Genomic DNA, 25220 nt, shown 5'->3' on the forward strand with positions numbered 1-25220 from the left:
ACCGTGCCTGCGAACCGCTCGATCCGTAGCCCTGCGTACGCAGGAGCCCTGAATCGCCGTCGGCCCCGAATCGATAGCGTCGTCGGCATGCCCGCCATCTCGCACGTCATTCGTGCTGCCGTCGTCACAACCCTCGCGCTCGCACTCAGCGGTTGCACGGTCGGACCGGACTCGAGCGCTGCATCGGGCCGCCCGAGCCCCGAGGCCGAGTCGGCGGCAGCCGGTTCCGAGGCGCGGATCGTGATCGCCTCCGACGCCATCTCGATCATCGGCGGGTCCGGGCGCGACGTCGAGCGCTTCGACTATTACGGGCCGAGCAGCGACGTGGTGGCCGCACTGAGCGAGCGTCTCGGCGAGCCCATGATCGACGCCCCTCAGGGAGACGGCACGGACGCGCCGACCACCTACGCATGGTCCGCGATCCGACTCGTCGACTATGCCGGTCCCGGAGACGAGGCGACCGCCACCGCCGACTTCATCGTGACGGCGGCCGGCGCGAACGTGGGGCCCATCCGCGTGGAGACCGCGTCGGGTGTCGCCGTCGGCGATCCGATCGACGAACTGGACCTCGGCGACGAACCGGTCATCGAGGCCACCGGCATCGACGACGACGCGGTCATCACCGTCACCCGCGTCGATGTGAAGCCGGCGACCATTGAAGACGGACAACCCATCACGCTGGGCGTCCAGCTCGTCAGTCGGGACGGCGCCGTCATGGAGTTCACGGCACCCACGGCGAACCTCGGCGGGTGATCGCGAGCCCGGACTAGACTCGCCAACCATGAGCGACGACGCCATCCTCCTCAGCGTGCACGACGGACTCGCGCGCCTCACCCTGAACCGCCCCGAGCGACTCAACGCCGTCGGCCCCGACGCGATCGCGCTCTGGCGCCGCCACGCCGCGGAGATCGCCGAGCGCGACGACGTGCGCGCCGTGCTCTTCGACGCGAACGGCCGGGCGTTCTGCGCCGGCGGCGACGTGCGCGCCATGTCCGAGCTCGGCGGCGACGGCACCTCCGCGGGTCAGGTCGTCACCGAACTCGCCGACACGATCCACGAGGGGCACCGCATCCTGCGCGAGAGCGCCAAGCCGATCGTCGCGGCCGTGCGCGGCCCGGTCGCCGGCGGAGGCCTCGGCTTCATGCTCGTGGCCGACCTCATCGTGGCCTCCGACCGGGCGACGTTCGCCAGCCGCTACGCCGATATCGGGCTCACGCCCGACTGCGGCGTCAGCACGCTCCTGCCCGAGGCCGTCGGCACGCGGCGAGCCCTCGAGCTCACGCTCACCTCCCGCACGCTGACGGCTGCCGAGGCCCTCGAATGGGGCCTCGTGACCGAGGTCGTGCCCGCCGACGAGGTCGCGGCGCGCGCCCGCGCGATCGCCGAGACCTGGCTGTCCGGGGCATCCGCCGCCTATGGGCAGGCCAAGCGCCTCGTGCGCTCGGGGCTCACTCGCGACTTCCAGGCCGCGCTCGACGACGAGGCGCGCACGATCGGCGCCGCGTTCGACACCCCGGAGGCATCCGCGCGCGTCGCCGCGTTCGCCCGCCGCTGAGCATCACCCAGGTCGGCTCGCCGCGTACAGGAGCGCCGGCGCCATCCCTCACCACTGCGGGGAGGGGGTTCTTCTCCTGCAGCACGAATCGTCCCCCGCGCCGAGTCGTCCCGTCGCGCTGAGTCGCTTCGTCATGCCGAATCGGCTACTCGTGCTGCGGGAACCCGAGGTTCAAGCCGCCGTGGCTCGGGTCGAGCCAGCGCGAGGTGACCGCCTTCTCCTGCAGGAAGAAGTCGAACCCCTTCGGGCCGTAGGCCTTGGCGTCGCCGAAGAGCGAGTCCTTCCATCCGCCGAACGAGTGGTAGGCGACCGGCACCGGAATGGGCACGTTGATGCCGATCATGCCGACCGTCACCTCGCGCTGGAACCGCCGCGCGGCCCCGCCGTCGTTCGTGAAGATCGCGGTGCCGTTGCCGTAGGGCGATCCGTTGATGATCTCGAGGCCCTGCTCGTACCCCTCGACGCGCACGATCGAGAGCACCGGGCCGAAGATCTCGTCGCGGTAGACGACCGACGAGGTCGGCACGCGGTCGATGAGGGTCGGACCGAGCCAGAAGCCGTCGGCGGCGCCGTCGACCTCGGGGTCACGGCCGTCGACGACGAGCGTCGCCCCGTCGTCGACCGCGACATCGAGGTATCCGGCGACCTTGTCGCGGTGCTCGCGCGTGATGAGCGGTCCCATGTCGCATCCGCGTGTGCCGTCGCCGGTGGTGAGCCGCGACATCCGCTCGCTCACCTTGGCGACCAGCTCGTCGGCGACCGCATCGACGGCCAGCACGACCGAGACGGCCATGCAGCGCTCGCCCGCCGAGCCGAAGCCCGCGTTGACGGCGGCGTCGGCCGCGAGGTCGAGATCGGCGTCCGGCAGCACGAGCATGTGGTTCTTCGCGCCCCCGAGCGCCTGCACGCGCTTGCCGTTCGCCGAGGCCGTCTCGTAGATGACCTTCGCGATCGGGGTGGACCCCACGAACGAGATCGAGCGCACGACCGGATGCTGCAGCAGGGCGTCGACCGCCTCCTTGTCGCCGTGCACCACGTTCAGCACGCCGTCGGGCAGGCCGGCCTCCTTCATGAGCTCGGCCATCCACACGGCGGCGGACGGATCCTTCTCGGAGGGCTTCAGCACGACCGTGTTGCCCGCCGCGATCGCGAGCGGGAAGAACCACAGGGGCACCATCGCCGGGAAGTTGAACGGGCTGATGATGCCCACGACGCCGACGGGCTGCTTCAGCGAGTACACGTCGACGCCCGTCGAGACGTTCTCGGAGTACTCACCCTTCGTGTAGCCGGGCATCGCGCAGGCGAGCTCGACGACCTCGAGCCCGCGCGCGATCTCGCCCGCGGCATCTGAGGTGACCTTGCCGTGCTCGCTCGTGAGGATCGCCGCGAGGTCGCCCGAGCGCGCGTTGAGCAGCTCGCGGAACGAGAACATGACCTGCTGGCGCTTCGCGATCGACGTGTCGCGCCAGCCGGGGAACGCCCGCGCGGCGGCCTGCACCGCGACATCCACGTCATCGGTCGACGCGAGCCGCACGCGCTTCTGCTCGACGCCGAGTGCGGGGTTGTAGACCGGCCCGGTGCGCTCCGATGCGCCAGAGGCGGATGCCCCGTCGATCCAGTGCTCGATCGTGGTGGTGGTGGTCATCTTCGTTGCTCCTGTTCCTCTGGGTCTCGATGCGCTTCGCTACTCGACCGGCGCCGTCGAGAGGACGTCGTCGTAGATCGCGACCGCCTCGGCGACCTCCTCGGCGGTGACCACGCACGGCGGCACCACGTGGATGCGGTTGTCCTGCACGAACGGCAGCAGCCCGCGCTCGACCATGGCGCCCTTCAGGCGGCCCATCTCGGCCGCGGGCAACGGCTCGCGCGTCTCGCGGTCGGCGACGAGCTCCATGGCCCAGAACACGCCCTCGCCGCGCACCTCGCCGATGACCGCGTGCTTCTCGGCCAGTTCGGCGAGCGCGGGCCCGATCTCGGTCTCGCCGATGGCCCTGGCGTTGTCGACGATGCCCTCGGACGCCATCGTGTCGAGGGTCGCCACGATCGAGGCCATCGCGAGCGGATGCCCCGAATAGGTCAGTCCGCCCGGGAAGACCCGTTCGTCGAACGTCGCCGCGATCTCGTCCGAGATGATGACGCCGCCCGCCGGCACGTACCCGGAGTTCACGCCCTTGGCGAAGGTGATGAGGTCGGGCCGCACGTCGTAGCCGTCGAACGCGAACCAGCGGCCGCTGCGCCCGAACCCGCACATCACCTCGTCGAGGATGAGCAGGACGCCGTGCCGGTCGCAGAGCTCGCGCACGCCGGCGAGGTATCCGGGCGGCGGGAGCATGATGCCGGCCGTGCCCGGGATCGACTCGAGCAGCACGGCCGCGATCGATGCGGGGCCCTCGGCCTCGATGACGCGCCGCAGGTGGTGCAGGGCGCGCTCGGACTCCTGCTCGGGCGTCGTCGCCCAGAACTCGGAGCGGTAGAGGTAGGGCCCGAAGAAGTGCACGTGCCCGCGTGCGAACTCGTTCGGTATGCGGCGCCAGTCGCCCGTCGAGACGATCGCGGCACCCGTGTTGCCGTGGTACGACCGGTACGTCGAGAGGATCTTGTCGCGGCCCGTGTGCAGGCGCGCCATGCGGATCGCGTTCTCGTTCGCGTCGGCGCCGCCGTTCGTGAAGAACACCTTGCGGAACCCGTCGGGCGCACGATCGACGACGCGCTTGGCCGCCTGGCCGCGCGCGAAGTTCACCGTCGACGGCGCGATGGTGGTGAGCAGCTCGGCCTGCTCGCGGATCGCCTCGACGACGACCGGATGCTGGTGCCCGATGTTGACGTTCACGAGCTGACTCGAGAAGTCGAGGTACTCGCGCCCGGAGTGGTCCCAGACGCGGCATCCGCGACCGCTCGCGATGACGAGCTGGGGAGACTGCGCCTGCGCCGACCAGGAGTGGAACACGTGCTCGCGGTCGAGGTCGCGCGCGATGCGGTCGAGGTCTCCGGCGAGGGAGTCGTTCATGGCTTCGCTGCCTTTCGATGTGCGTGGGTCGAGGCGACCCCGTGGGTCGGATGCCGCGTCGCCGACGTGCTCGGCCGGCGGCGCGGCATCCGCTCTGCTAGTTGCCGCCCTCTTCGAGGGTGACGTCGATGGGCGACCAGTTCGCCCCGGTGAGGTCGAGGTCCTCACCGTCGAGCTCGTCGAGCGCCTTCTGGATGTACTCGTTCGACCAGGCGGTGGCCGGCGGCTCCTCGGTGATGAGGTGCGCGCCGGTCTCGTTCACCGCGGCGAGCGCCCCGGCGACCGTCTTGTCCCACGCGGCCTCGTCGATGATGCCGATGCCCTCACCGGACGGCCAGATGAGCTTGTTCGTCTCGTTGACCATCCAGAGCTCGTGGCTCGGGCCCCAGCCGGAGCCGGCCGCGATCGTGATGTCGGCCGCGTCCTGCGGGTTCTGGGCGGCGAACACCCAGCCCCTGATGACGGCCTTGAGGAACTTGACCGTCGTCTCCTGGTACTCGGTGTCGCTGTCGAGGCGCTCGGTGTCGGCCCAGATGGCGTCCTGGAGCATGGCGCCCTCGGTGTCCTCGTAGCTGATGACGTTGAAGTCGTCCTCCGTGTACTGCTCGCCCGTGTCGGGGTTCACCGTCTCGAGCAGCTGCGCGTACTCGTTGTAGGTCATCGCCTGCGCCGCGTCGATGTCGCCCTGCAGGAACGCGTTCATGTTGAAGTCCTGCGTGATGATCTGCACGGTCGACGCGTCGAGGCCCTCGGCGGCCATGGCCGCGAAGATCTCCCACTCGTTGCCGAAGCCCCACGAACCGATCTTCTTGCCCTCGAAGTCGGAGACCGAGTCGATGCCCGAATCGGCCCACGACACCTGCAGGGTGCCCGAGCGCTGGAAGATCTGCGCGATGTCGGTGAGGTTGGCGCCCTGCTCGATCGAGCCGAGCACCTTGGGCACCCACGCGATCGCGTAGTCGACGTCGCCGTTGGCGAGCGCGTCTTGGGGAACGATGTCGCCGCCAGACGGGATGATCTCGACGTCGAGGCCCTCGTCCTCGAAGAAGCCCTGGTCGGCGGCGGCGAAGTACCCCGCGAACTGGCCCTGCGGGAGCCACTGGAGCTGGAGCTTCACCGGGGTGAGGGCGCCGTCGTCGCCGTCGCCTCCGCCTCCGTCCGCGTCTCCGGACGAGCAGGCGGCGAGGAGGAGCGCGGCCGTGACGGCGAACGCTCCGGCCGCGATTCCGCGGCGTGTGCTGTGCTTCATGTCAGTCCCTTCGTGTGCTGGTGCGGTGCTGGTTCAGGGTGCTGGTGCTGGTGGTGCTTCGATGCGGTGCTGGTGGTGCGGTGAGGGATCGCCCATTCGGGTGGGACGTGCGTTCGGGCCGGGCGCATCATCGCGACCCCCCGGGGTTGGCGCGACGGAGCACGAGCCGTTCGAGGCCGAGCGTCACGAGGTAGAAGAGCAGGCCGAGGGCGATGGATGCCACGACGTAGGCCCATGCGCGCGCGTAGGCGCTCGACGCGGCCGACGTCGAGATGAGCCCGCCGAGGCCGCCGCGCGGACCGCCGAAGTACTCGGCGACGAGGGCGGAGATGACCGCGAGCGAGGAGGCGATGCGGATGCCCGTGAGGATGAACGGGCGAGCCGTCGGCAGCGTGAGCGTGCGCAGCACCTGTGCGGGCGTCGCCGCGTACGCCCGCATGAGCTCGCGGTGCACGGGCGTGGTCTGCCGGAACCCCCGCAGCGTGTTCACGAAGACCGGCACGAACGAGGCGAGGGCCGCGATCGCCTGGCGTCCGAACTGGCTGTCGGCGCCGAACATCGAGTTCAGCACGGGCGCGAGGGCGACGATCGGCACGACCGCGAGCGACGCGACGACCGGGGCGCTCATGCGGTCGACGGGCTTCCACCTCGCGGCGAGCGCGGCGAGCGCGATGCCGAGCAGCGAGCCGGCGATCAGGCCGATGAGCGCGTTCGTGCCGGTGATGAGCGTCGCCGACACGATCGAGTTCCACGAGGCGACGAACTCCTCGGCGATCGAGGCGGGGCTCGGCAGCAGGTAGTCGGAGACGCCGACGACGCTGACGAGGAACTGCCAGGCACCGAGCACGATGACGCCCACGGAGATCGGGGCGACGATGCGCAGCGTCGCCTCGGTGCGCGGGCCCATGCGCGGCGGGCGACGGGCGCCTCCGGGGCGGCCGGTCCTCACGGCGCTGGTCGGCACGGTCGCGGTCATCGTGCCCCCTCGGCGTTCGGTGTTTCCGTTCGCGCGCAGTGTCTCCGCGCGAACGTCGACAACGGGCGCAAAGGGAAACCTGCGGCGACGGGCACGGCTGCGGGGCGGGCGGTCATCAGCGCGTCTCCACGCCGCGGGCACCGCTCGCGACGGGCGCCCCGTGCAGCGCCTCGCGCACGGCGGTGACCATCTCGAAGAAGGAGCGGTCCTCGCGCAGGTCGTCGGTGCGTTCGGCGCGGGTCGCGGCATCCGCTCGCCCCGTGCCGTCGGCGGCAGCGCCACCCGCTCCGCCGGCCGCACCCGCGCCGGCGCCGAGCCGCATCGGCACGATCTCGCGGATGCGCCCCGGCCGCGGCGACATCACGACCACCCGGTCGCTGAGGAACACCGCCTCGGGAATGGAGTGCGTGACGAACACGACGGCCGCGCCCGTCTCGGCCGAGATGCGCACGAGGTCGGACTGCATCTTCTCGCGCGTCATCTCGTCGAGGGCTCCGAACGGCTCGTCCATGAGCAGCAGGCGCGGCTGCTCGGCGAGCGAGCGGGCGATCGCGACGCGCTGCTGCATGCCGCCCGAGAGCTGGTCGGGGTAGCGGTCGGCGAAGTCCGCGAGGCCCACCATGTCGAGCAGCTGCTCGACCTTCGACCGGCGAGCGGCCGATGCCACGCCGTGCAGTTCGAGCGGAAGCGCGACGTTCGCGGCGACCGTGCGCCACGGCAGCAGGCCGGCCTGCTGGAACGCGATGCCGTACTCCTGGTCGAGCCTCGCCTGCGTCGGCGTCTTGCCGAACACCGTGATCGCGCCCGCCGACGGCTCGTCGAGGTCGGCGATGAGGCGCATGAGCGTCGACTTGCCGCATCCGCTCGGGCCGATGAGCGAGACGAACTCGCCCGCGGCCACGGTGAGGTCGATGCCCTCGAGCGCGTGCACCAGGCCGCCGCGGGTCTCGAAGACCTTGTCGACGGCGTGCACCTCGACGGCGGATGCCGCAGGAGGGGCGGATGCCGCGGGGCCGGCCGTGCTCGCGGCTGCCGTGCCGGCGCCCGCCGGGGTGCCGGGGCCGGCGGGGGTCTCGGGAGCACTCATGCGGCTTCCTCCGTTCGTCGGTAGTTCTTGAGGATCACGCCGAGCAGCGCGACCGAGCCGGCGGCCACGAGGCCGAGCACGACGGCGCCGAAGATCGGACCCCACGCCTTGGCCGGGTCACCCGAGGCCTGCCCGGCGAACTGGATGAGCAGTCGCCCGATGCCGCCCTGCAAGCCGGTCGAGACCTCGGCGACGACCGCGCCGACGACGGCGTTCGCGGCACCGAGACGCAGCGCCGGCAGCAGATAGGGAACGGCGGCCGGGAAGCGCAGCTTCGCGAGCGTGGCCCAGTAGCCGGCCGCGTAGGTCTGCATCAGTTCTTCGTGGATGCGGTCGGGCGACTGCAGGCCCTTGAGCGCCCCGATCGCGATCGGGAAGAAGGCCAGGTAGCTCGCGATGAGCGCGACCGACATCCAGTCCTGCCACTCGAACGCGCCGATCTCCACGCGCGAGCCCCAACTCTTCACGATGGGCGCGAACGCGATGAGCGGCACGGTCTGGCTGAGCACGATCCACGGCAACAGGCCCCACTCGGCGAGGCGCCAGCGCTGCATCACGAGCGCGAGTCCGACGCCGACGACGACGCCCACGAGCCATCCGGCCGCCGCGATGCCGAGCGTCGTGAGCGCGGCGAGCGCGATGACGAGCCAGAGCGCCTGCGCCGTCGGCGAGCGCGTCACGGGTTCGCCGAGGCGCCCGATCATGTCCCATACGTGCGGCATGGCGAGGTCGGTCGTGCGCGGCAGCACGCGGGTCTCGCCGATGAGCACGCCGTCGGTCGGGGCGAGCAGCTTGTAGCCCTCCCACAGCACGACGAGCACGAGCACGCCGAACACGCCCCAGCCGACGGCGGCGAGTCGACGGCTCCGGCGTGCGCCCGCATCGTTGCGCCGTGCACCGCGGGGCGACGGCGACGAGCCGGACGAGCGGATGCCTCGCACGGGCGCCGTGCCCGCGGCATCCGTCGCCGGGTTCGGGTCGCGCACGTCGACGTCGGTCATGCCTTGGCCGTGATGTGCTCGGAGAGCGCGGGGATCACGGTCTCGCCGTAGACCCGCAGCGTCTCCTCCTTGTTGTCGTGCTGGAGGTAGCCGGCGAACTGGTCGACGCCGAGCTCGCGCAGCTGCTCGAGCTTGGCGATGTGCTGTTCGGCCGTGCCGAGGACGCAGAACCGGTCGACGATCTCGTCGGGCACGAACGAGGTGTGGGTGTTGCCCGCGCGGCCGTGCTCGTTGTAGTCGTAGCCCTCGCGGCCCTTGATGTAGTCGGTCAGCGCTTCGGGCACGTCGCCGTGCATGCCGTACTTCGCGACGATGTCGGCGACGTGGTTGCCGACCATGCCGCCGAACCAGCGGCACTGGTCGCGCATGTGCTCGAGGTCGTCGCCGATGTACATGGGCGCGGCGACGCAGAACGTGACGGACATCGGGTCGCGCCCGGCGGCCTCGGCGGCGTCGCGCACGGTCTTGATCATCCACTTCGCGATGTCGACATCCGCCAGCTGCAGGATGAACCCGTCGCCGACCTCGCCCGTGAGCTTCAGCGCCATCGGGCCGTAGGCCGCGACCCAGACCTCGAGCTCGGAGCCCTGGCTCCAGGGGAACTGCAGCTGCGACCCCTTGTACTCGACCGACCGCGAGTTCGCGAGCTCGCGGATCACGTGGATCGACTCGCGCAGCTCGGACATGGTGACCGGCTTGCCGTTCGTCACGCGCACGGCCGAGTCGCCGCGCCCGATGCCGCAGATCGTGCGGTTGCCGTACATCTCGTTGAGCGTCGCGAAGATCGACGCGGTCACGGTCCAGTCGCGCGTGGCCGGGTTGGTCACGAACGGCCCCACCTTGATGCGGTGCGTCTCGCTGAGGATCTTGCTGTAGATGACGTACGGCTCCTGCCAGAGCAGGTGCGAGTCGAACGTCCACGCGGTGCTGAAGCCGTACTGCTCGGCGAGCTTGGCGAGGTGCACCGTGCGCGAGGCCGGCGGGTTGGTCTGCAGGACGACGCCGAAATCCATGAGGGGCTCCGTTCGAGGGTGGGAGAGGCGGGGGCCGGTCAGATCAGGTACTGGCTGAGGCCCCGCTTGAGGAAGCGGCCGTCGCCCTTGGCCCCGAGGTACTCGTTGCCGTCGACGACGACCTTGCCCCGCGAGAGCACCGTGTCGACGTGACCGTCGATCTCGAAGCCCTCCCACGCGGAGTGGTCCATGTTCATGTGGTGCGTCTTGCCCTCGCCGTAGCCGATCGAGGTGTGCCCGTTCGGGTCGTAGATCACGATGTCGGCATCCGCCCCCGGCTGGATCACGCCCTTCCTGCCGTAGAGGCCGAACATGCGCGCCGGGGTCGTGGAGGTGAGCTCGACCCAGCGCTCGAGCGTGATCTCGCCGGTCACGACGCCCTGGTACATGAGGTCCATGCGGTGCTCGATCGAGCCGATGCCGTTCGGGATCTTGCGGAAGTCGCCGAGGCCGAGCTCCTTCTGGTCCTTCATGCAGAACGGGCAGTGGTCGGTCGAGACCATCTGCAGGTCGTTCGTGCGCAGCGCCTGCCACATCGAGTGCTGGTGCCCCTCCTCGCGGGAGCGCAGCGGCGTCGAGCACACCCACTTCGCACCCTCGAACGAACCCCATTCGGGTCCGGATGCCCCGAGCTGGTCTTCGAGCGAGAGGTAGAGGTACTGCGGGCAGGTCTCGCCGAACACGTTCTGGCCCTTGTCGCGCGCCCAGGCGAGCTGCTCGACCGCCTGCTTGGCCGAGACGTGCACGACGTAGAGGGGAGCGCCGGTGAGCTTCGCGATCATGATCGCGCGGTGCGTGGCCTCCTCCTCCATCTCCCAGGCGCGGGCGATGCCGTGGTAGTACGGGTCGGTGTTGCCGGCGTCGACGAGCTGCTGGGCGAGCACGTCGATCGCAGGGCCGTTCTCGGCGTGCATCATCGTGAGCATGCCGGTGTCGCGGGAGACCTGCATGGCCCGCAGGATCTGCGCGTCGTCGGAGTAGAAGACGCCGGGGTAGGCCATGAAGAGCTTGAAGCTCGTGATGCCCTCGTCTGGCAGCCGCTTCATCGCGGCCAGAGAGTCGGCGTTCACGTCGCCGACGATCTGGTGGAACCCGTAGTCGATCGCGCAGTTGCCCGCGGCCTTCGCATGCCAGGTGGCGAGCCCGTCCTCGATGCGCTTGCCGTAGGTCTGCACGGCGAAGTCGATGATGCTCGTGGTGCCGCCGTGGGCGGCAGCACGCGTTCCGGTCTCGAAGGTGTCGGATGCCTCGGTGCCGCCGAACGGCAGTTCCATATGCGTGTGCGCGTCGATGCCGCCCGGGATCACGTATTTTCCGGTGGCGTCGACGACACGGTCGACGGAGGCCGCGACATCCGTGCCCAGCAGGGTGCTGCCCGGTTCGAGCACGGCGCGGATCGTCTCGCCGTCGATGAGCACGTCGGCCGCCGCCCGGCCCGTGGCCGAGACGACGGTGCCGCCGGTGATGAGGGTGGTGGTCATGGCGGTGGTCCCTTCTACGGCTTCGCGATCTGCGTGTACGAGTCGGGGCGGCGGTCGCGGTAGAACTGCCAGTCGTCGCGCATCTGCTGCACGAGGTCGAGGTCGAGGTCGCGCACGAGGATCTCCTCGTGCTCGCTCGACCCGCGCTCACCGACGAAGTTGCCGCGCGGGTCGATCACCTGGCTCGTGCCGTAGAAGTCGACCGCGAGGTCGCCGTACTCGTTGTCTTCGCGGCCCACGCGGTTCGGCTGCAGCACGAAGTACCCGTTCGCGACCGCGGCGCAGGGCCCCTCGACCTCCCACAGGCGGTTCGAGAGCCCCGGCTTCGTGGCGTTCGGGTTGAATACCATGTGCGCGTCGTTCAGGCCGAGCTCGCGCCAGCCCTCGGGGAAGTGCCGGTCGTAGCAGATGTACATGCCGACCCGGCCGACGGCCGTGTCGAAGACGGGGTAGCCGAGGTTGCCCGGCCGGAAGTAGAACTTCTCCCAGAACCGGTCGAGGTGCGGCAGGTGGTGCTTGCGGTACTTGCCGAGGATCGTGCCGTCGGCGTCGACGAGCACCGAGGTGTTGTAGTACACCCCGGTCTGCGCCTCCTCGTAGATCGGCAGCACCATGACCGTGCCGAGCTGCTTCGCGAGGTCGGCGAAGCGCTGCACGATCGGCCCCTCGGCCGACTCGGCGAAGCGGTAGTACTTCTGGTCCTGCGTGATGCCGAAGTACGGGCCGTAGAACAGCTCTTGGAAGCACACCACCTGGGAGCCCTGCGCCGCGGCGTCTCGTGCGAACTGCTCGTGCCTGTCGAGCATCGAGTCCTTGTCGCCGGTCCAGGTCGTCTGCGTGATGGCCGCTCGGACGATCGTCATGAATGCTCTCCTGAGTCGGTCGGCACCGTTGCCGTTCACCCGAGGACCGCCTGGCGTGTTGCTCGTGTCAGGTGTTCACCGGGTGCCGCTGCGACGCCGAGGTGTACCGATGGAACTGCCGTTGGAACTGTGGTTGGAACTGTCGAACTCCCGAACTGCCGGGCAATTCGCCCGTTCTGTTATTGTTCGGCGTGAACATTTCTCTTGTGTTTCACCCTGTGACGTTGTGGTTACTTATCTTGTCCCCTACTCCACGTGGAGGCAATGGTGGTGTCAGGTGAACGTGTGGATGCCGCACAGCTGATCGCCCTCGCCGAATTCGTCGACGCCTCGCCCCGCACCATCGCCGGCGAGGTCGCCAGACTCGTCAACGCCGGCGAGATCGGCGCCGGACAGCGTCTGCCGACCGTCCGCGATCTCGCCGCCGCGCTCGGCGTGAGCCCCGCGACCGTGAGCCAGGCCTGGAAGGCGCTCGCACGCGCCGGGCTCATCGAGTCGCGCGGCCGAGCCGGGAGTTTCGTCCGCGGCGAGGCATCCGCTCGGCTCGCGCCGCGCATGCGCGGCATGGCCGCACCCGACGACCCCGTGCGACTCGACCTCTCGCGCGGCACGCCCGACCCGCTGCTGCTGCCCGCGCTCGGCCCCGCGCTCTCGCGCGTCTCTGCGCGCGCCGAGACCGGCAGCTACCAGGCCCAGCCCGTGATCCCGGCGCTCGCCCGGGTGCTGCGCGACTCGTGGCCGAGCGACGCCGAGCAGATCATGGTCGTGGACGGCGCGCTCGATGCGATCTCGCGCACGCTCGAGCAGGTCGTGCGCTTCGGCGATCGGGTCGTCGTCGAGAGCCCGGGGTTCCCGCCCTTCCTCGACCTGCTCGAGGTGCTCGGAGCCGTGGCCGTGCCGGTGCGGCTCGACGGCGAGGGCATGCGGCCCGACGCCCTCGCCGCCGCCCTGCGCCGGCGCCCCGCCGCCGTGCTGCTGCAGCCTCGCGCGCAGAATCCCACCGGGGCATCGATGACACCCGCCCGCGCTGCGGCGCTGGCCGCCGTGATCGAGGCGGCCGAGCGCGTCGACGGGCTCATCGTGATCGAGGACGACCATTCGGGCCTCATCTCGATCGAGGGCGACGTGACGCTCGGCACCTGGCTGCCCGACCGCGTCGTGCATGTGCGCAGCTTCTCGAAGTCCCACGGGCCCGACCTGCGCATCGCCGCGCTCGGCGGGCCCCGCGAGCTCATCGAGCACATCGCCGGGCGACGTATGCTCGGCCCGGGATGGACCTCCCGCATGCTGCAGACGATCCTGCTCGACCTGCTCACCGACGGCGCTTCGATCGACGCCGTCACCGAGGCGCGGCGGCAGTACTACACGCGGCAGCGCACGCTCGGCGACGCACTCCGTGCCCGCGGGGTCGCCGCTGCTCCGGCCGACGGCATCAACCTGTGGATGCCGGTGCTCGGGGAGCGATCCACGCTCGTGCAGTTGGCCGCGGCGGGCATCCGCGTCGCCGCGGGCACGCCGTTCCTCGCGGCCTCCGATGCGACGGATGCCGCGAACGGCATGCGCCAGCGCACCGGCGGCGACTACGTGCGCGTGACCGTCGGTGCCGTGCGCGACGGGGTCGAGAGCGTGGCGGACGACCTCGCCTCGGCGGCATCGCACCTGGTGGCGGGCGGGTACTGACGTACTGACACACCCGACTGCTTGAATTCAGGCCGATATGACCAGTTCCGCCGTCGACCGAGTACGTGATCGAGTTCGCGACCCGCGACGCCCAGAAGGGTTGGATCGACGTTCTCGCCACTCAGCGCAACGCGGTCGCCGACGCTTGGGATCGCCTCACCAAGGAGCCTCACCGCTCCGACCAGAAATGCCACCAACTCAAGGGTGAACTCGCCACCCTCAGACGAAGTAGCGCCCGAACCGCTCACGGCTCCGACCACGTGCCGGCTCGACCACGGAGGTGCTACGCCCGGCGACGACGGGCGCTGCGTGCCGCGAGGGCGCCCGCGAGCAGCATCAGCAGGGCGATCGCGAGCCAGCCCGACGGGTCGACGCCGGTCGCCGCCATGCCGCTGCCCGTTCCGCTGCCCGCCGTTCCGCCGCTCGAACCGCCGCCGGGATCGGTCGGACCCGAGGTCGGCGGGGTCGTCGGGGGCGTCGTCGGGGGCATCGGGGGCGTCGTCGGGGGCGGCTCCTCGCCCTCGTTCACGGTGATCGTGAACGAGGCGGAGGTCACCGCGAACAGCACGATCTCCTCAGCGGGCGCCGAGTCGGTCGCGGTGCACGTGACCGTGGTCACGCCGAGCGGGTAGAAATCTCCCGACGCGTGGTCGCAGTCGATCGTGATCGGCTCCACACCGCCCGAGGTCGTCACGGCCGGATAGTCGACGCTCGCTCCGGTCTCGCCGAACGGCACGTCGACGACGATGTCGTCAGGCACGGTGATCGTCAGCGGGCCCGGTTCGATGAGCGGCACGTAGGCGACCGTGTTGTCGATCGACGTCGAGGCCTCACTCGCGTTCGAGGCGGCGCCGATCGCCGCGCCGGCCGGCACGACGGCGACGATGTCGCCGGGGCCGCTCGCGCCCGTCACCTCCACGGTGTACATGGCGCCCGATCCAGTGACGGATGCCACGAGCGGGCCCGGTGCACTCGAGCCGATCAGGTTCACATCGGCCGCGTCGAACCCGGTCACGTCCTCACTGAAGTCGACGTCGAAGACGATGGGCAGCACATTCGTCGGGTCGACCTGGCTCGCGCCCTGGTTGATGGTCACCGTCGGCGCCGTGATGTCCGTCTCGAACTCCACCGTGTTGTCGATCGACGTCGACGCCTCAGACAGGTTGCCCGCCGCATCCTCAGCAGCGCCCGCGGCAACCGTCGCGACCACGTCGCCATCCTGCGACATGCCCGACACCTCGACCGTGTACGCGGCTGCCGAAACCGGCACCACCGTCGCCGTCGTCGGCAACGCCGTTCCATCGAGCACGACATCGCTGTTGTCGAACCCGGTCACGTCCTCCGAGAACACGACATCGAACACGATCGGCGACGCACTCGTCGGGTCCACCTGGGTCGCACCCTGGTTGATCGTCACCGTCGGAGCGGTGATGTCACCCTCGTCGTACTCGAACTCCACCGTGTTGTCGATCGAGGTCGACGCCTCAGACAGGTTCCCCGCAGCGTCCTCCGCCGCACCCGCCGCGATCGTCGCGATCACGTCGCCGCCCTGCGACATGCCCGACACCTGGACCGTGTACGACGACGCCGTCACCGGCACCACCGTGGCCGTCGTCGGCAACGCCGTGCCGTCCAGCACGACGTCGCTGTTGTCGAAGCCCGTCACGTCCTCCGAGAACACGACGTCGAACACGATCGGCGACGCGCTCGTCGGGTCCACCTGGGTCGCGCCCTGGTTGATCGTCACCGTCGGCGACGTGATGTCCGTCTCGAACTCCACCGTGTTGTCGATCGACGTCGACGCCTCAGACAGGTTGCCCGCGGCATCCTCAGCGGCGCCCGCGGCAATCGTCGCGATCACGTCGCCATCCTGCGACATGCCCGACACCTGGACCGTGTACGCGGCTGCCGTCACCGGCACCACCGTCGCCGTCGTCGGCAACGCCGTGCCGTCCAGCACGACGTCGCTGTTGTCGAACCCGGTCACATCCTCCGAGAACACGACGTCGAACACGATCGGCGACACGCTCGTCGGGTCGACCTGGGTCGCCCCCTGGTCGATCGTCACCGTCGGCGACGTGATGTCCGTCTCGAACTCCACCGTGTTGTCGATCGACGTCGACGCCTCAGACAGGTTGCCCGCGGCATCCTCAGCGGCGCCCGCGGCAACCGTCGCGATCACGTCGCCATCCTGCGACATGCCCGACACCTGGACCGTGTACGCGGCTGCCGTCACCGGCACCACCGTCGCCGTCGTCGGCAACGCCGTGCCGTCCAGCACGACGTCGCTGTTGTCGAACCCGGTCACATCCTCCGAGAACACGACGTCGAACACGATCGGCGACACGCTCGTCGGGTCGACCTGGGTCGCCCCCTGGTCGATCGTCACCGTCGGCGCGGTGATGTCACCCTCGTCGTACTCGAATGTCACCGTGTTGTCGATCGAGGTCGACGCCTCCGACACGTTGCCCGCGGCATCCTCCGCCGCGCCCACCGCGACCTCCGCGACCACCATCCCGTCGGCACTCATGCCCGACACCTGCACCGTGTACGAGGCGCCGGTGCCCGATACCACCGCCGTCGTCGGATTCGCCGGCCCTGACAAGACCACATCGCTCGGCCCGAACCCGGTCACCGGCTCGCTGAAGACCACGTCGAACACGATCGGCGACACGCTCGTCGGGTCGACCTGGGTCGCCCCCTGGTCGATCGTGACCGTGGGAGCCTCGGTGTCGGGCTCCATGAACTCGTACGTCACCTCGTTGTCGGTCGAGGTCGACGCCTCCGAAAGGTTGCCCGCAGCATCCTCCGCAGCGCCCACCGCGACCTCCGCGACCACCATCCCGTCGGCACTCATGCCCGAGACCTCGACCGTGTACGCCGCTCCCGCACCCGACACGACCGCGGTCGTCGGGTTCGCCGACCCGGACAACACCACGTCGGCATTGTCGAAGCCCGTCACGGGCTCGCTGAACACGACCGAGAACTGGATCGGCGAGGCATCCGTCGGATCGGTCTGCCCTGCGGCCTGGTTGATCGTCACCGTCGGGGCCTCGGTGTCGACCGGCACGTCGGTGTCGATGATCGTGACGGTCGCGGTGCCGTCCGGAATGGCCAGGCCGTATCCGGGCGGGAACGGCGGATCGGCCGGCACGCCGTCGATCGCGACGGTGTAGGTCTCGCCCGGATCGACCTCATCATCGTCCAACGCGTCGACGGGAATGTCGATCGACGCCGCGTTCTCGGGCACGGTGAACGTCACCGCCGGGATCGGCGTGAAGTCGGCCGCGCTCGTCGGGGGCACCGCGGTCGTCGAGACGATGACGTCGAAGGCCGGATGCTCCGCCGGCGTGACCACGATCGGCACGACATCGGCGCCGCCCTCGGGGATCGAGACATCCGTCGGCATCGTGAGCTCGATCGTGCTGCCGTCGCCGATCTTCACGACCACCTTCTCGACGGTCGGGAAGTCGTTCGTGTCGAGGTCGAACCCGAGGAACGGCAGCTGGATGCCGTACGGCGGAGCGCCGAAGTACTGCAGCGGGAGGCCGTTGTTGCCGAGGTCGCTGACGAGGAACCGCACGGTGCACGTGGCATCCGTCAACGCCCCCGCGTGGAACTCGATCTCGTCGAGTGCGTAGTTCAACGATTCGAGTGCATTCAGCCCGCTCACGACGCCCGCGAAGGCGCTCGTCGGGTCCATCGGATTGCCCGTCGCGAACGGGAGGTTCTCGACCTCGTCGGGGATCGCCTCCATGATGCCGTCGACCACGAGCTGGCGGTTCGCCTCGTACTCGACGTACTCGGGGTTGCTGTCGTCGGGCGGGCTGGGCTCGAGGCCCATGTCGATCGAGTCCGTGATGAGCTGCTCGAGGTCGTCGGAGATCGTGAACGGCGAGGCGCGCATGGAGAACTGACCGCAGTCGGCCCACGCCACGAGCAGCCACTCGTCGCCGGGGCCGTCGAGGGTGTCGTTGCCGTCGTTCTCGTCGTTGTCCTCGTCCTTGACGAGCCAGTCGTCGCCCGCCGGCGCCGTGGCGCTGAGGAACTGCGGGTCGGATGCCGCCGGGTCGATCTCGATGACGCCTCCGGGAACCGTGACCTCGGGGAACCCGTTGATCTTCTGCACGCGGATCTCGATGTCGATGTCGACGTTCTCGAGGCTCGACTTGCCGGGCCCGAGCAGCACCTCCAGCGTCTCGCCGTTGGACCCGTTGTAGTAATAGGGGTCGTCCGTCGTGGTGTCATCGTCCTGGTCGGTCGAGGGCACGTACACCAGCGTGGCCAGCGCGGCGTTGACCTGCTCGGTGGTGCCGATCAGCGCGACGGACGGGGCGGGGAGGTCGGTCAGTTCGTCCTTGTCGCGCTCGAGCGCGCCGTCGGTGAACTTCAGCACGTCGAACGGGCTGTCGCCGTCGTCCTCCTGGGTCGGCAGCGGGTCGAACGTCAGGTCGCCGTGCGAGACCGAGAGCTGCACCGCGGTGCACCCGCCCTGGTTCCAGTCGGGCGCGGCCATCGCGCATCCGTCCTCTTCGGACTCGATCTCGAGCTTTCGGTCCTGGTGCGAGATGAGGTCTTCGAGACCGTCGAAGACGAGCTCCCCCTCGGGGATGATCGTCGGGAAGCCGTCGGGAATGCTCACCGGCAGCGAGCCTGCCGGCGCCATGTAGAGACGCGTGGGCGGCTCGACGAACGACGGCGCCTCGGCGTACGCCGGTGCCACGAACGAGAACAGCACGAGCGCGGATGTCGCGACCAGAGCAGCTGCGCCGCGCAGGAGCGAGCGGATGCCACGACCCGGCGCACCGCGCGCAGAACTCCCGCGCGACCTGTCGACGTCGACCTGCGCTGTGCGTCGTACGAGCATCCGGACCTCCCGGCCTGGCTGAGCGAGGGAACCCACCCCAGAGACAAGCAGCACGATGCGCGAGCGTCAAGAGGAATGCTCACGTTCTGCCCGAACGGCCGCGCCCCCAGTTCGGGGGCCACTCGGGCCTCGGCGGGCGCAGCGTCGGGTGTTCGCGGCGCGAGCACCGCCCCAAGCGGACGGTAGCGTTGCGAGGGTGCGGATCACAGTGCTCGCGGGCGGCGTCGGAGGGTCGCGCTTCGTGCGCGGCGTGCGAGAGGAATGCGCGAGGCGCTGGCCCGACGGCAGCGGCGGCTCCGCGGCATCCGTCACCGTGATCGTCAACACGGGCGACGACATCTGGCTCTCGGGTGTGCGGCTCATGCCCGACTTCGACTCCCTGCTCTACTCGCTCGCGGGCGTCAACGACACCGAGCGCGGCTGGGGCCGCGCCGGCGAGACCGAGCGCGTCTCGGCCGAGCTGCGCGAATGGGGCGTCGGCTGGCCGTGGTTCACGCTCGGCGACCTCGATCTCGGCACGCATCTCGCGCGCACCGCCTGGCTGCGCGACGGGCTCACGCCCTCGCAGGTCGGCGAGCGGCTGCAGCGGCGATGGCCGCTCGGCGTGCGGCTCATCCCGGCGACCGACACCGAGGTCGACACGCACGTGCGCGTGGCCGACCCCGACGGCACGGGCGAGCGCGAGATGCACTTCCAGGAGTGGTGGACCCGGCATCGGGCGAGCCTGCCCGCGCTCGCGTTCCGCCAGCAGGACATCGCCGACGCGCGACCCGCGCCCGGCGTCGCCGAGGCCATCGCCGACGCCGACCTCGTGCTCGTCGCGCCGTCGAACCCGGTCGTGTCGATCGGCACGATCGTCGCAGTGCCCGGCATCCGCGAGGCCATCGCCGCCACGGCGGCTCCCGTCGTCGGCGTCTCCCCGATCATCGGCGGCAAGGTCGTGCGCGGCATGGCCGACGCCTGCCTTCCCGCGATCGGCGTCGAGACCAGCGCCGAGGGCGTCGGCCGGCACTACGGGTCGCGCACGCAGCGGGGGCTGCTCGACGCGTGGCTCGTCGACGAGACGGATGCCTCGGCCGTGGCCGCGCTCGAGGGCATCGGCCTGCACGCGGCATCCGCCCCGCTCTGGATGCACGACCTCGACACCTCGGCCGCCCTCGCCGGGGCCGCGATCGACCTCGGACTGGCCGGTGCGGCCGGCGGCACCGGAGCGTAGCGTTGGCTCCATGCCCGATTCCGCCCGTCACGAACTGCTCGAGTCGATCGCCCGGGAGTTCCTGCACCTGACCCCGCGCGGTCGCCGCCTGCTCGCGATCGAGGGCACCCGGCCCGACGTCGTCGAACGATTCGCCGACGACCTCGCACGCGAACTCGAGGCGCAGGGGCAGACCGTCGCCCGCCGTTCGGTCGGCGATGTCGACGAGGCGACGCTGCGGGCCGAGACCGTGCAACCGTTCCGCGACGGAGCGCTCGAGGCTGCCGCAGACCCCGACACCGTGCTCGTCGTCGACGGTCGGCGTCTGCTCAACGAGAAGGTGCGCGGCATCTGGCACTTCACCGTGTGGGTGCTCGCGGGCGAGGAGCTGCCGCACGCGGGCGTCAACGTCATCGTCGACGCGACGCTCGAATCGGCGCCCAAGCGCTTCTTCTACGACTACTGCGCCCTGCCGCCGAGCGTCGGCGAACTGCGCTGACGGACGGACGGCCGCGCACGCGGGCGCCGAGCGACGTCGTCGAGCGCTGCCGTCGTCGAGCGCTGCCGTCGCGTGCCGCCGTCGAGCGTCTCGGACCCCGAGAGCCCCCGCCGAGCGGATGTCGGCAGGGGCTCTTCGTACGTCTCGGAGCTACTTCTTGCGGCTCGTCGCCTCGGTGATGTCGCTGCCGGATGAGCGACCGGCGACCTTCGACTTCTTGTCGGCCCGCTTCTCCTTGAGCGTGCGGGTGGCTGCGGTCTTCGATGAGGATTTCTTGGGGGACTTGTCGGACATGATGACGACCTTTGATCGGGAGCTCGAATGGCCCCGTGCGCGCAACCCTACGCGGTCGTGCCGTGCGCCCTCACGGGCGACGAGGAGATCGGTCCCGCTACTCCGACAACGACCGACTGAGCACGGCGAGCGTGGCGGACTGCGCGGCCCTCGCCGTCTCGCCTCGTCGCGCCGCGACCAGGCTCACGACGGATTCGGTCACGAGCATGATCGCGGCCCTCGACGTGTGCACCAGTTCCTCGCGGAACGAGTCGTCGACCGGCGCCACGACCAACGCGTGATCGGCGAGCTGTGCCGCCGCCGACCGCGGGAACGAGGTGATCGCGAGCACCGTCGCGCCGCTCTCGCGCGCCGCGGTCATCACCTCGATCGACGCCCGGTTGGCCCCCGAACCCGAGATGACGACGCACGCCGAGCCCGGCCCCAACTGCCGGGCCGCGATCTGCTGGCCGAGCGTGTCGGGCAGGTACTCCGTCGGGCGCCCGGCCGAGATGAGGCGCATCACGAGGTCGAGGCCGAGCGGTGTCGACAGGCCGTTGGCGGCGACGAGCAGTCGCTGCGACTCGTCGACCACGCGGACGAACTGCTCGAGCGTCTCCTCGGTGAGCGCGGAGACCGTGCGCGGCAGCAGCCCCGCGAAGCGTTCGACCGCGCCGCGCACGGCGCCGAGCATCGTTCCGTCGGCCGTGTCGTCGGAGACCGGCGCCGCCAGTGCGACCTCTCGCGCCAGCGCGACCCGCAACTGCGGGTATCCGTCGTAGCCGAGCGACTGGGCCGTGCGGATGACGCTCGCGCGCCCCACGCCGACGATGTCCGCGACCTCCTGGGCCGTGCGATCGATGGCGGACTCGACGTCCGCGACGATCGCCTCGGCGACGCGGCGCTCGCTCGGCTGGAGCGACGGTGCGAGCATCGCGATCCGAGCTGTCGGCGGCGCCTCAGCTGAGCCGGTCCACATCCTGGCTCCTCACTCGTTTCGAGGTCTGCGCCCCCTGGGTGATCCGACGCCGGATCGCACCCGAGACGGCATCCACGATCATGGTCGCGACGACGACGACGATCAGCAGCATTCCGACCGTGTCCCACTCACGGAAGTTGGTGTAGTTCGCGAGCATACTGCCGACGCCGCCCGCGCCGACCAGCCCCAGCACGGCGGAGGTGCGGATGTTGATCTCGAACCGGTAGAGGGCGAACGACATGAGCGCGGGGGCGGCGGCCGGCCAGAGCGCCCATCGGGCCACCTCAGGGGTGCCGCCGCCGGCGGCGCGGACCGCCTCGGAGGCGCCCTCCTGCACGGACTCGATCGTCTCGTAGACCCACTTGCCCTGCGTGCCGATGCCCGCGATGCCCAGCGCGAGCGCACCGGTGAACGGGGTGAGCCCGGTGATGGTCAGCAGGATGAGCGCGATGATCACCTCGGGCACGGCCCGGATGACGGCGAAGATCGCGCGCAGCGGCAGGCGCAGCCACACCGGCCCGACGGTGCTGGCGGCCAGCATGCCGAGCGGGATCGACACCACGACGCAGAGGATCGCCCCGATCCAGGCCATGGAGATCGAGCGCCACATCTCGAACAGTGCCCGCGGCAGCTTCTCCCAGTTCGGCTGCTCGAACATGAGCTTGCCGTAGTGCAGGATCTGAGCCGGAACGGCGCTGAGGTCGCTCCAGTCGATCGGCAGGCCGACGGTCGCCGAGATGACGATGACGCCGACGACGAACGCGGCCAGCGTGGGCACCAGGCGGGAGGGGCGAGGCGGTACCGCGAACGTCGGCGTCACGGCGCTCATACGAGCCTCCGTCGGAGCACGTTCGAGACGAGCTCGATCAGGAGCACCACGACCAGGATCTCGAGGATGATGACCGAGACGTCGTCGTACGCGTAGAACGCGCGTCGCTCGTCGAGTAGGCGGCCGATGCCGCCGGCGCCGACGATGCCGAGCACGGCCGAGATGCGCACGTTGAGCTCGAGCGTGTAGAGCCACTGGTTGGCGAAGAGCGGCCAGGACTGCGGCAGGGCCGTGAGGCGGTTGATCTGCGTCTGCGTGCCGCCCGCCGTGCGGCCCGCCTCCATGTACTGGTGGTCGGAGGAGTCGATCGCCTCGGACACGAGCTTGACGATGATGCCGATGTCGAACAGGAACAACGTCAGCAGGCCGGGCAGCGCACCCACGCCGACCATCGCGACCAGGATCGTCGCGTACACGAGGTCGGGCACCGAGCGCACGATGTTGACGACGGTGCGCACGAGGCCCCGCGTGATGCTGTTCGGGTTCGTCGTCGATGCGGCCCAGAGCGTGAGGGGCACCGACACGGCGGCCGCCGCGACCGCACCCACCAGGGCCATCTGCAGCGTCTCGATCATCGGCTGGATGGTGCGGGGCAGGAACGAGAAGTCGGGGTGGAAGAGCTCGGCGAGGAGCCCGGAGCCGTTGCTCCAGTTCCGCACGAGCGCCCCGAAGTCGAGTTCGATGCCGCCGATCGCCGGGATGCACGTCGCGACCGTGAACGCGGCGAACCCGAGGATGATGAGCGTCGCGCGCACCCGAGTGGCCGGCTTGGGGGGCAGCTCGAGTTTCGTCGTGCTCACGCTCAGTCCCCCAGCCGGTCGTTCGGCTGGATGGGCCGACCGTAGATCTGCTCGAAGTCGGCCTCGGTCGCGTCGGCGGCGGAGCCGTCGTACACGAGCCTGCCGTCGCGGAGCCCGATCATGCGGGTCGTGTACGCGCGGGCGAGATCCATGAGGTGGATGTTGACGAGCACGGTGAGGCCCTGCTCGGCGTTCACGCGCCGGAGGTCGTTCATGACGGCGTGCGCCGTGGGCGGGTCGAGGCTGGCGACCGGTTCGTCGGCGAGCATGAGGCTCGGTTCTTGCGTGAGCGCCCGCGCGATCGCGACGCGCTGCTTCTGGCCGCCCGAGAGCTGACCCGCGCGCACCCACACCTTCTCGAGCATGCCGACCGAGTCCAGCGACCGCAGCGCCAACTCCCGGTCGCGCGCGGTGGTGATGCCGAGCAGCGTGCGATAGGTGGGGGTGTCGGCGAACCTCCCGACGAGCACGTTCCGGTAGACGTTCGCCCGATCGGCCAGGTTGAAGCCCTGGAAGATCATGCCGACATGACCGCGCAGGCGACGCAACCGGCGCCCGCGGAGCCCGGTGACGGTGTGCGGTCCGACGGTGACGGTGCCGCCGGTGACCGGCACGAGCCCGTTGATGGTTCTGATCAGGGTCGACTTGCCCGAACCCGAGAGCCCGACGATCGACACCATCTCGCCGGCGGCGATGTCGAGCGAGACGCCCTGCAGTGCGCGGGTGCCGTTCGGGTACGTCACGGACACGTCGTCGAGACGGATGGACCACGACGCGGAGGCCGAGGGACGAACCCCGGCCTCCGCGCGCTGCGGATCAGTGTGCATACGCAGACTCTCTCAGCGACGTGCGATCAGTTCGCGAACTCGGAGAGGATCTCGCCGTATCGCGTGATCTCCTCGGGCGCGGTCTCGCTCGTCCAGTCCGACAGTCCCACGAGGTCGAACATCACGCTCGCGGCGGCCTCGGACGAGTCCGCGTAGTCGTCCATGAGCTTCGTGAGCTGGCTCACGAGGTCGGCCGGAAGCGACTTCGAGACGGCGACGCCGCCGTTCGGGATCATGTCGGTGTAGGCGAATCCGACGACCTTCTCGGCGATGTCCGGAGCTTCCTCGGCCACCGTGGTGCGTGCATCCCAGTAGGCGAAGCCGACCTCGGCGTCGCCGTTGTAGACGGCCAGGACCGCGTTGTTGTTGCCCTCGACCGGGATCTGCGTGATGTCGGCATCGGTGTCGATGCCCGCTTCGCGCATGGCGACCACGGGGTACTGGTACCCGGCCGGGGAGGTCGCGGCCTGGAGGGCGACCTTCGCGCCGTCGCCGATCTTCGCCAGCGCGTCGAGGCCTGCCGGGCCCTGGCCCGTCGCGTCCTCACCGGCCGCCTCGATGCCGTTGCAGTACGAGAGCTGGAGGTCGCTCGCCGCGTACGTCGACAGGACGGGCTCGTCGTCGCAGTACTTGTCGGGGTTGTTCGTGTAGGCGACCGATGCGTACGAGGTCGCACCGAACCGGACGTCGCGGAGCACGAGCTGCGCGTCGTAGCGCTCGATGGCGTTGTAGAGCGACCCCGCGTCGGTGATGATGACCTGCGCCTGATCGCTGCCGAGCGCCTCGACCGTGGCGGAGTAATCGGTGGCGACCACGCCGTTGACCTCGATGCCGAGCCCTTCGGAGAGGTACGCGGTCAGCGGGTCGAGCGCCTCGGCGAGGTCTTCGCCCTCGACCGAGGGCACGAGCGAGAGCGTGATCGATTCGGGCCAGTCGCCCTCTTCGCCGGCGCCGGAGGATTCCGAACCGCCGCTGCAGCCGGCGAGGGCGAGGGCGGCGACGGCCGCGATACCCGTGATGAGCAGTTTCTTGCGCATGA

At 70.1% G+C, this 25220-nt stretch carries 21 protein-coding genes; 5 read left to right on the forward strand and 16 right to left on the reverse strand.

Features of this window, described 5'->3' with window-relative positions:
* The first annotated feature begins 3 nt into the window (after positions 1-3).
* Positions 4-753, forward strand: coding sequence for a hypothetical protein (locus tag AC3IPY_RS18395; protein WP_489185724.1), 750 nt, complete (start codon positions 4-6; stop codon positions 751-753).
* Positions 754-781: 28 nt separating this feature from the next.
* Positions 782-1555, forward strand: coding sequence for an enoyl-CoA hydratase/isomerase family protein (locus AC3IPY_RS18400; protein ID WP_489185725.1), 774 nt, complete (start codon positions 782-784; stop codon positions 1553-1555).
* A 145-nt stretch (positions 1556-1700) separates the two neighbouring features.
* Here AC3IPY_RS18400 and AC3IPY_RS18405 read toward each other — a convergent pair whose 3' ends face one another.
* The 9 genes from AC3IPY_RS18405 to AC3IPY_RS18445 form a co-directional block, all read right to left on the reverse strand.
* Positions 1701-3200, reverse strand: coding sequence for a CoA-acylating methylmalonate-semialdehyde dehydrogenase (locus AC3IPY_RS18405; protein WP_489185726.1), 1500 nt, complete (start codon positions 3198-3200; stop codon positions 1701-1703).
* Positions 3201-3239: 39 nt separating this feature from the next.
* Positions 3240-4562 carry an aspartate aminotransferase family protein gene (locus tag AC3IPY_RS18410; RefSeq protein WP_489185727.1) on the reverse strand — a complete coding sequence of 441 codons (1323 nt, stop codon included), beginning with the start codon at positions 4560-4562 and terminating at the stop codon, positions 3240-3242.
* A gap of 97 nt (positions 4563-4659) precedes the next feature.
* Positions 4660-5811: an ABC transporter substrate-binding protein gene (locus AC3IPY_RS18415; RefSeq protein ID WP_489185728.1), complete on the reverse strand. Its 1152-nt coding sequence runs from the start codon at positions 5809-5811 to the stop codon at positions 4660-4662.
* A 127-nt stretch (positions 5812-5938) separates the two neighbouring features.
* Positions 5939-6787 (reverse strand): ABC transporter permease, encoded by an 849-nt coding sequence (locus tag AC3IPY_RS18420; protein ID WP_489185729.1) that lies wholly within the window; start codon positions 6785-6787, stop codon positions 5939-5941.
* Positions 6788-6902: 115 nt separating this feature from the next.
* Positions 6903-7874 (reverse strand): ABC transporter ATP-binding protein, encoded by a 972-nt coding sequence (locus AC3IPY_RS18425; protein ID WP_489185730.1) that lies wholly within the window; start codon positions 7872-7874, stop codon positions 6903-6905.
* Complete coding sequence (locus tag AC3IPY_RS18430) at positions 7871-8875, reverse strand: ABC transporter permease (RefSeq protein WP_489185731.1); 1005 nt, start codon at positions 8873-8875, stop codon at positions 7871-7873. Before AC3IPY_RS18430 ends, AC3IPY_RS18425 begins: the two co-directional genes overlap by 4 nt.
* Complete coding sequence (locus AC3IPY_RS18435) at positions 8872-9888, reverse strand: TIGR03842 family LLM class F420-dependent oxidoreductase (protein WP_489185732.1); 1017 nt, start codon at positions 9886-9888, stop codon at positions 8872-8874. The genes AC3IPY_RS18430 and AC3IPY_RS18435 overlap by 4 nt, the downstream gene beginning before the upstream one ends.
* A 38-nt stretch (positions 9889-9926) precedes the next feature.
* On the reverse strand, positions 9927-11369 hold the full coding sequence (gene hydA / locus AC3IPY_RS18440; protein WP_489185733.1) for a dihydropyrimidinase: 1443 nt from the start codon (positions 11367-11369) through the stop codon (positions 9927-9929).
* A 14-nt stretch (positions 11370-11383) separates the two neighbouring features.
* Positions 11384-12232, reverse strand: a complete 849-nt coding sequence (locus AC3IPY_RS18445; protein ID WP_489185734.1) for a nitrilase-related carbon-nitrogen hydrolase — start codon at positions 12230-12232, stop codon at positions 11384-11386.
* 270 nt (positions 12233-12502) lie between these two features.
* Between AC3IPY_RS18445 and AC3IPY_RS18450 the strand changes: the two genes are divergently transcribed.
* A complete protein-coding gene (locus tag AC3IPY_RS18450) occupies positions 12503-13912 on the forward strand; it encodes an aminotransferase-like domain-containing protein (protein WP_489185735.1) in 1410 nt (469 codons plus the stop codon).
* 283 nt (positions 13913-14195) lie between these two features.
* Here AC3IPY_RS18450 and AC3IPY_RS18455 read toward each other — a convergent pair whose 3' ends face one another.
* Positions 14196-18779, reverse strand: a complete 4584-nt coding sequence (locus AC3IPY_RS18455; RefSeq protein ID WP_489185736.1) for an Ig-like domain-containing protein — start codon at positions 18777-18779, stop codon at positions 14196-14198.
* Positions 18780-18975: 196 nt separating this feature from the next.
* Here AC3IPY_RS18455 and cofD point away from each other — a divergent pair, with 196 nt between their 5' ends.
* Complete coding sequence (cofD, locus tag AC3IPY_RS18460) at positions 18976-19995, forward strand: 2-phospho-L-lactate transferase (protein WP_489185737.1); 1020 nt, start codon at positions 18976-18978, stop codon at positions 19993-19995.
* A 10-nt stretch (positions 19996-20005) separates the two neighbouring features.
* Positions 20006-20473 (forward strand): nucleoside/nucleotide kinase family protein, encoded by a 468-nt coding sequence (locus AC3IPY_RS18465; RefSeq protein ID WP_489185738.1) that lies wholly within the window; start codon positions 20006-20008, stop codon positions 20471-20473.
* 150 nt (positions 20474-20623) lie between these two features.
* Here AC3IPY_RS18465 and AC3IPY_RS18470 read toward each other — a convergent pair whose 3' ends face one another.
* The 6 genes from AC3IPY_RS18470 to phnD form a co-directional block, all read right to left on the reverse strand.
* On the reverse strand, positions 20624-20767 hold the full coding sequence (locus tag AC3IPY_RS18470) for a hypothetical protein (protein WP_489185739.1): 144 nt from the start codon (positions 20765-20767) through the stop codon (positions 20624-20626).
* A 97-nt stretch (positions 20768-20864) separates the two neighbouring features.
* Positions 20865-21680 (reverse strand): MurR/RpiR family transcriptional regulator, encoded by an 816-nt coding sequence (locus AC3IPY_RS18475; protein WP_489185740.1) that lies wholly within the window; start codon positions 21678-21680, stop codon positions 20865-20867.
* A gap of 25 nt (positions 21681-21705) precedes the next feature.
* Positions 21706-22554 carry a phosphonate ABC transporter, permease protein PhnE gene (gene phnE / locus AC3IPY_RS18480; protein WP_489185741.1) on the reverse strand — a complete coding sequence of 283 codons (849 nt, stop codon included), beginning with the start codon at positions 22552-22554 and terminating at the stop codon, positions 21706-21708.
* The gene (phnE, locus tag AC3IPY_RS18485) at positions 22551-23354 is read right to left on the reverse strand and encodes a phosphonate ABC transporter, permease protein PhnE (protein ID WP_489185742.1); all 804 of its coding nucleotides are present in this window, start codon (positions 23352-23354) and stop codon (positions 22551-22553) included. Before phnE (AC3IPY_RS18485) ends, phnE (AC3IPY_RS18480) begins: the two co-directional genes overlap by 4 nt.
* Positions 23355-23356: 2 nt before the next feature.
* Positions 23357-24181, reverse strand: coding sequence for a phosphonate ABC transporter ATP-binding protein (phnC, locus tag AC3IPY_RS18490; protein ID WP_489185743.1), 825 nt, complete (start codon positions 24179-24181; stop codon positions 23357-23359).
* 26 nt (positions 24182-24207) lie between these two features.
* Positions 24208-25218 (reverse strand): phosphate/phosphite/phosphonate ABC transporter substrate-binding protein, encoded by a 1011-nt coding sequence (gene phnD / locus AC3IPY_RS18495; protein ID WP_489185744.1) that lies wholly within the window; start codon positions 25216-25218, stop codon positions 24208-24210.
* Between the last annotated feature and the right edge of the window lie 2 nt (positions 25219-25220).

The sequence above is a fragment of the Agromyces sp. GL_144 genome (assembly GCF_057834305.1).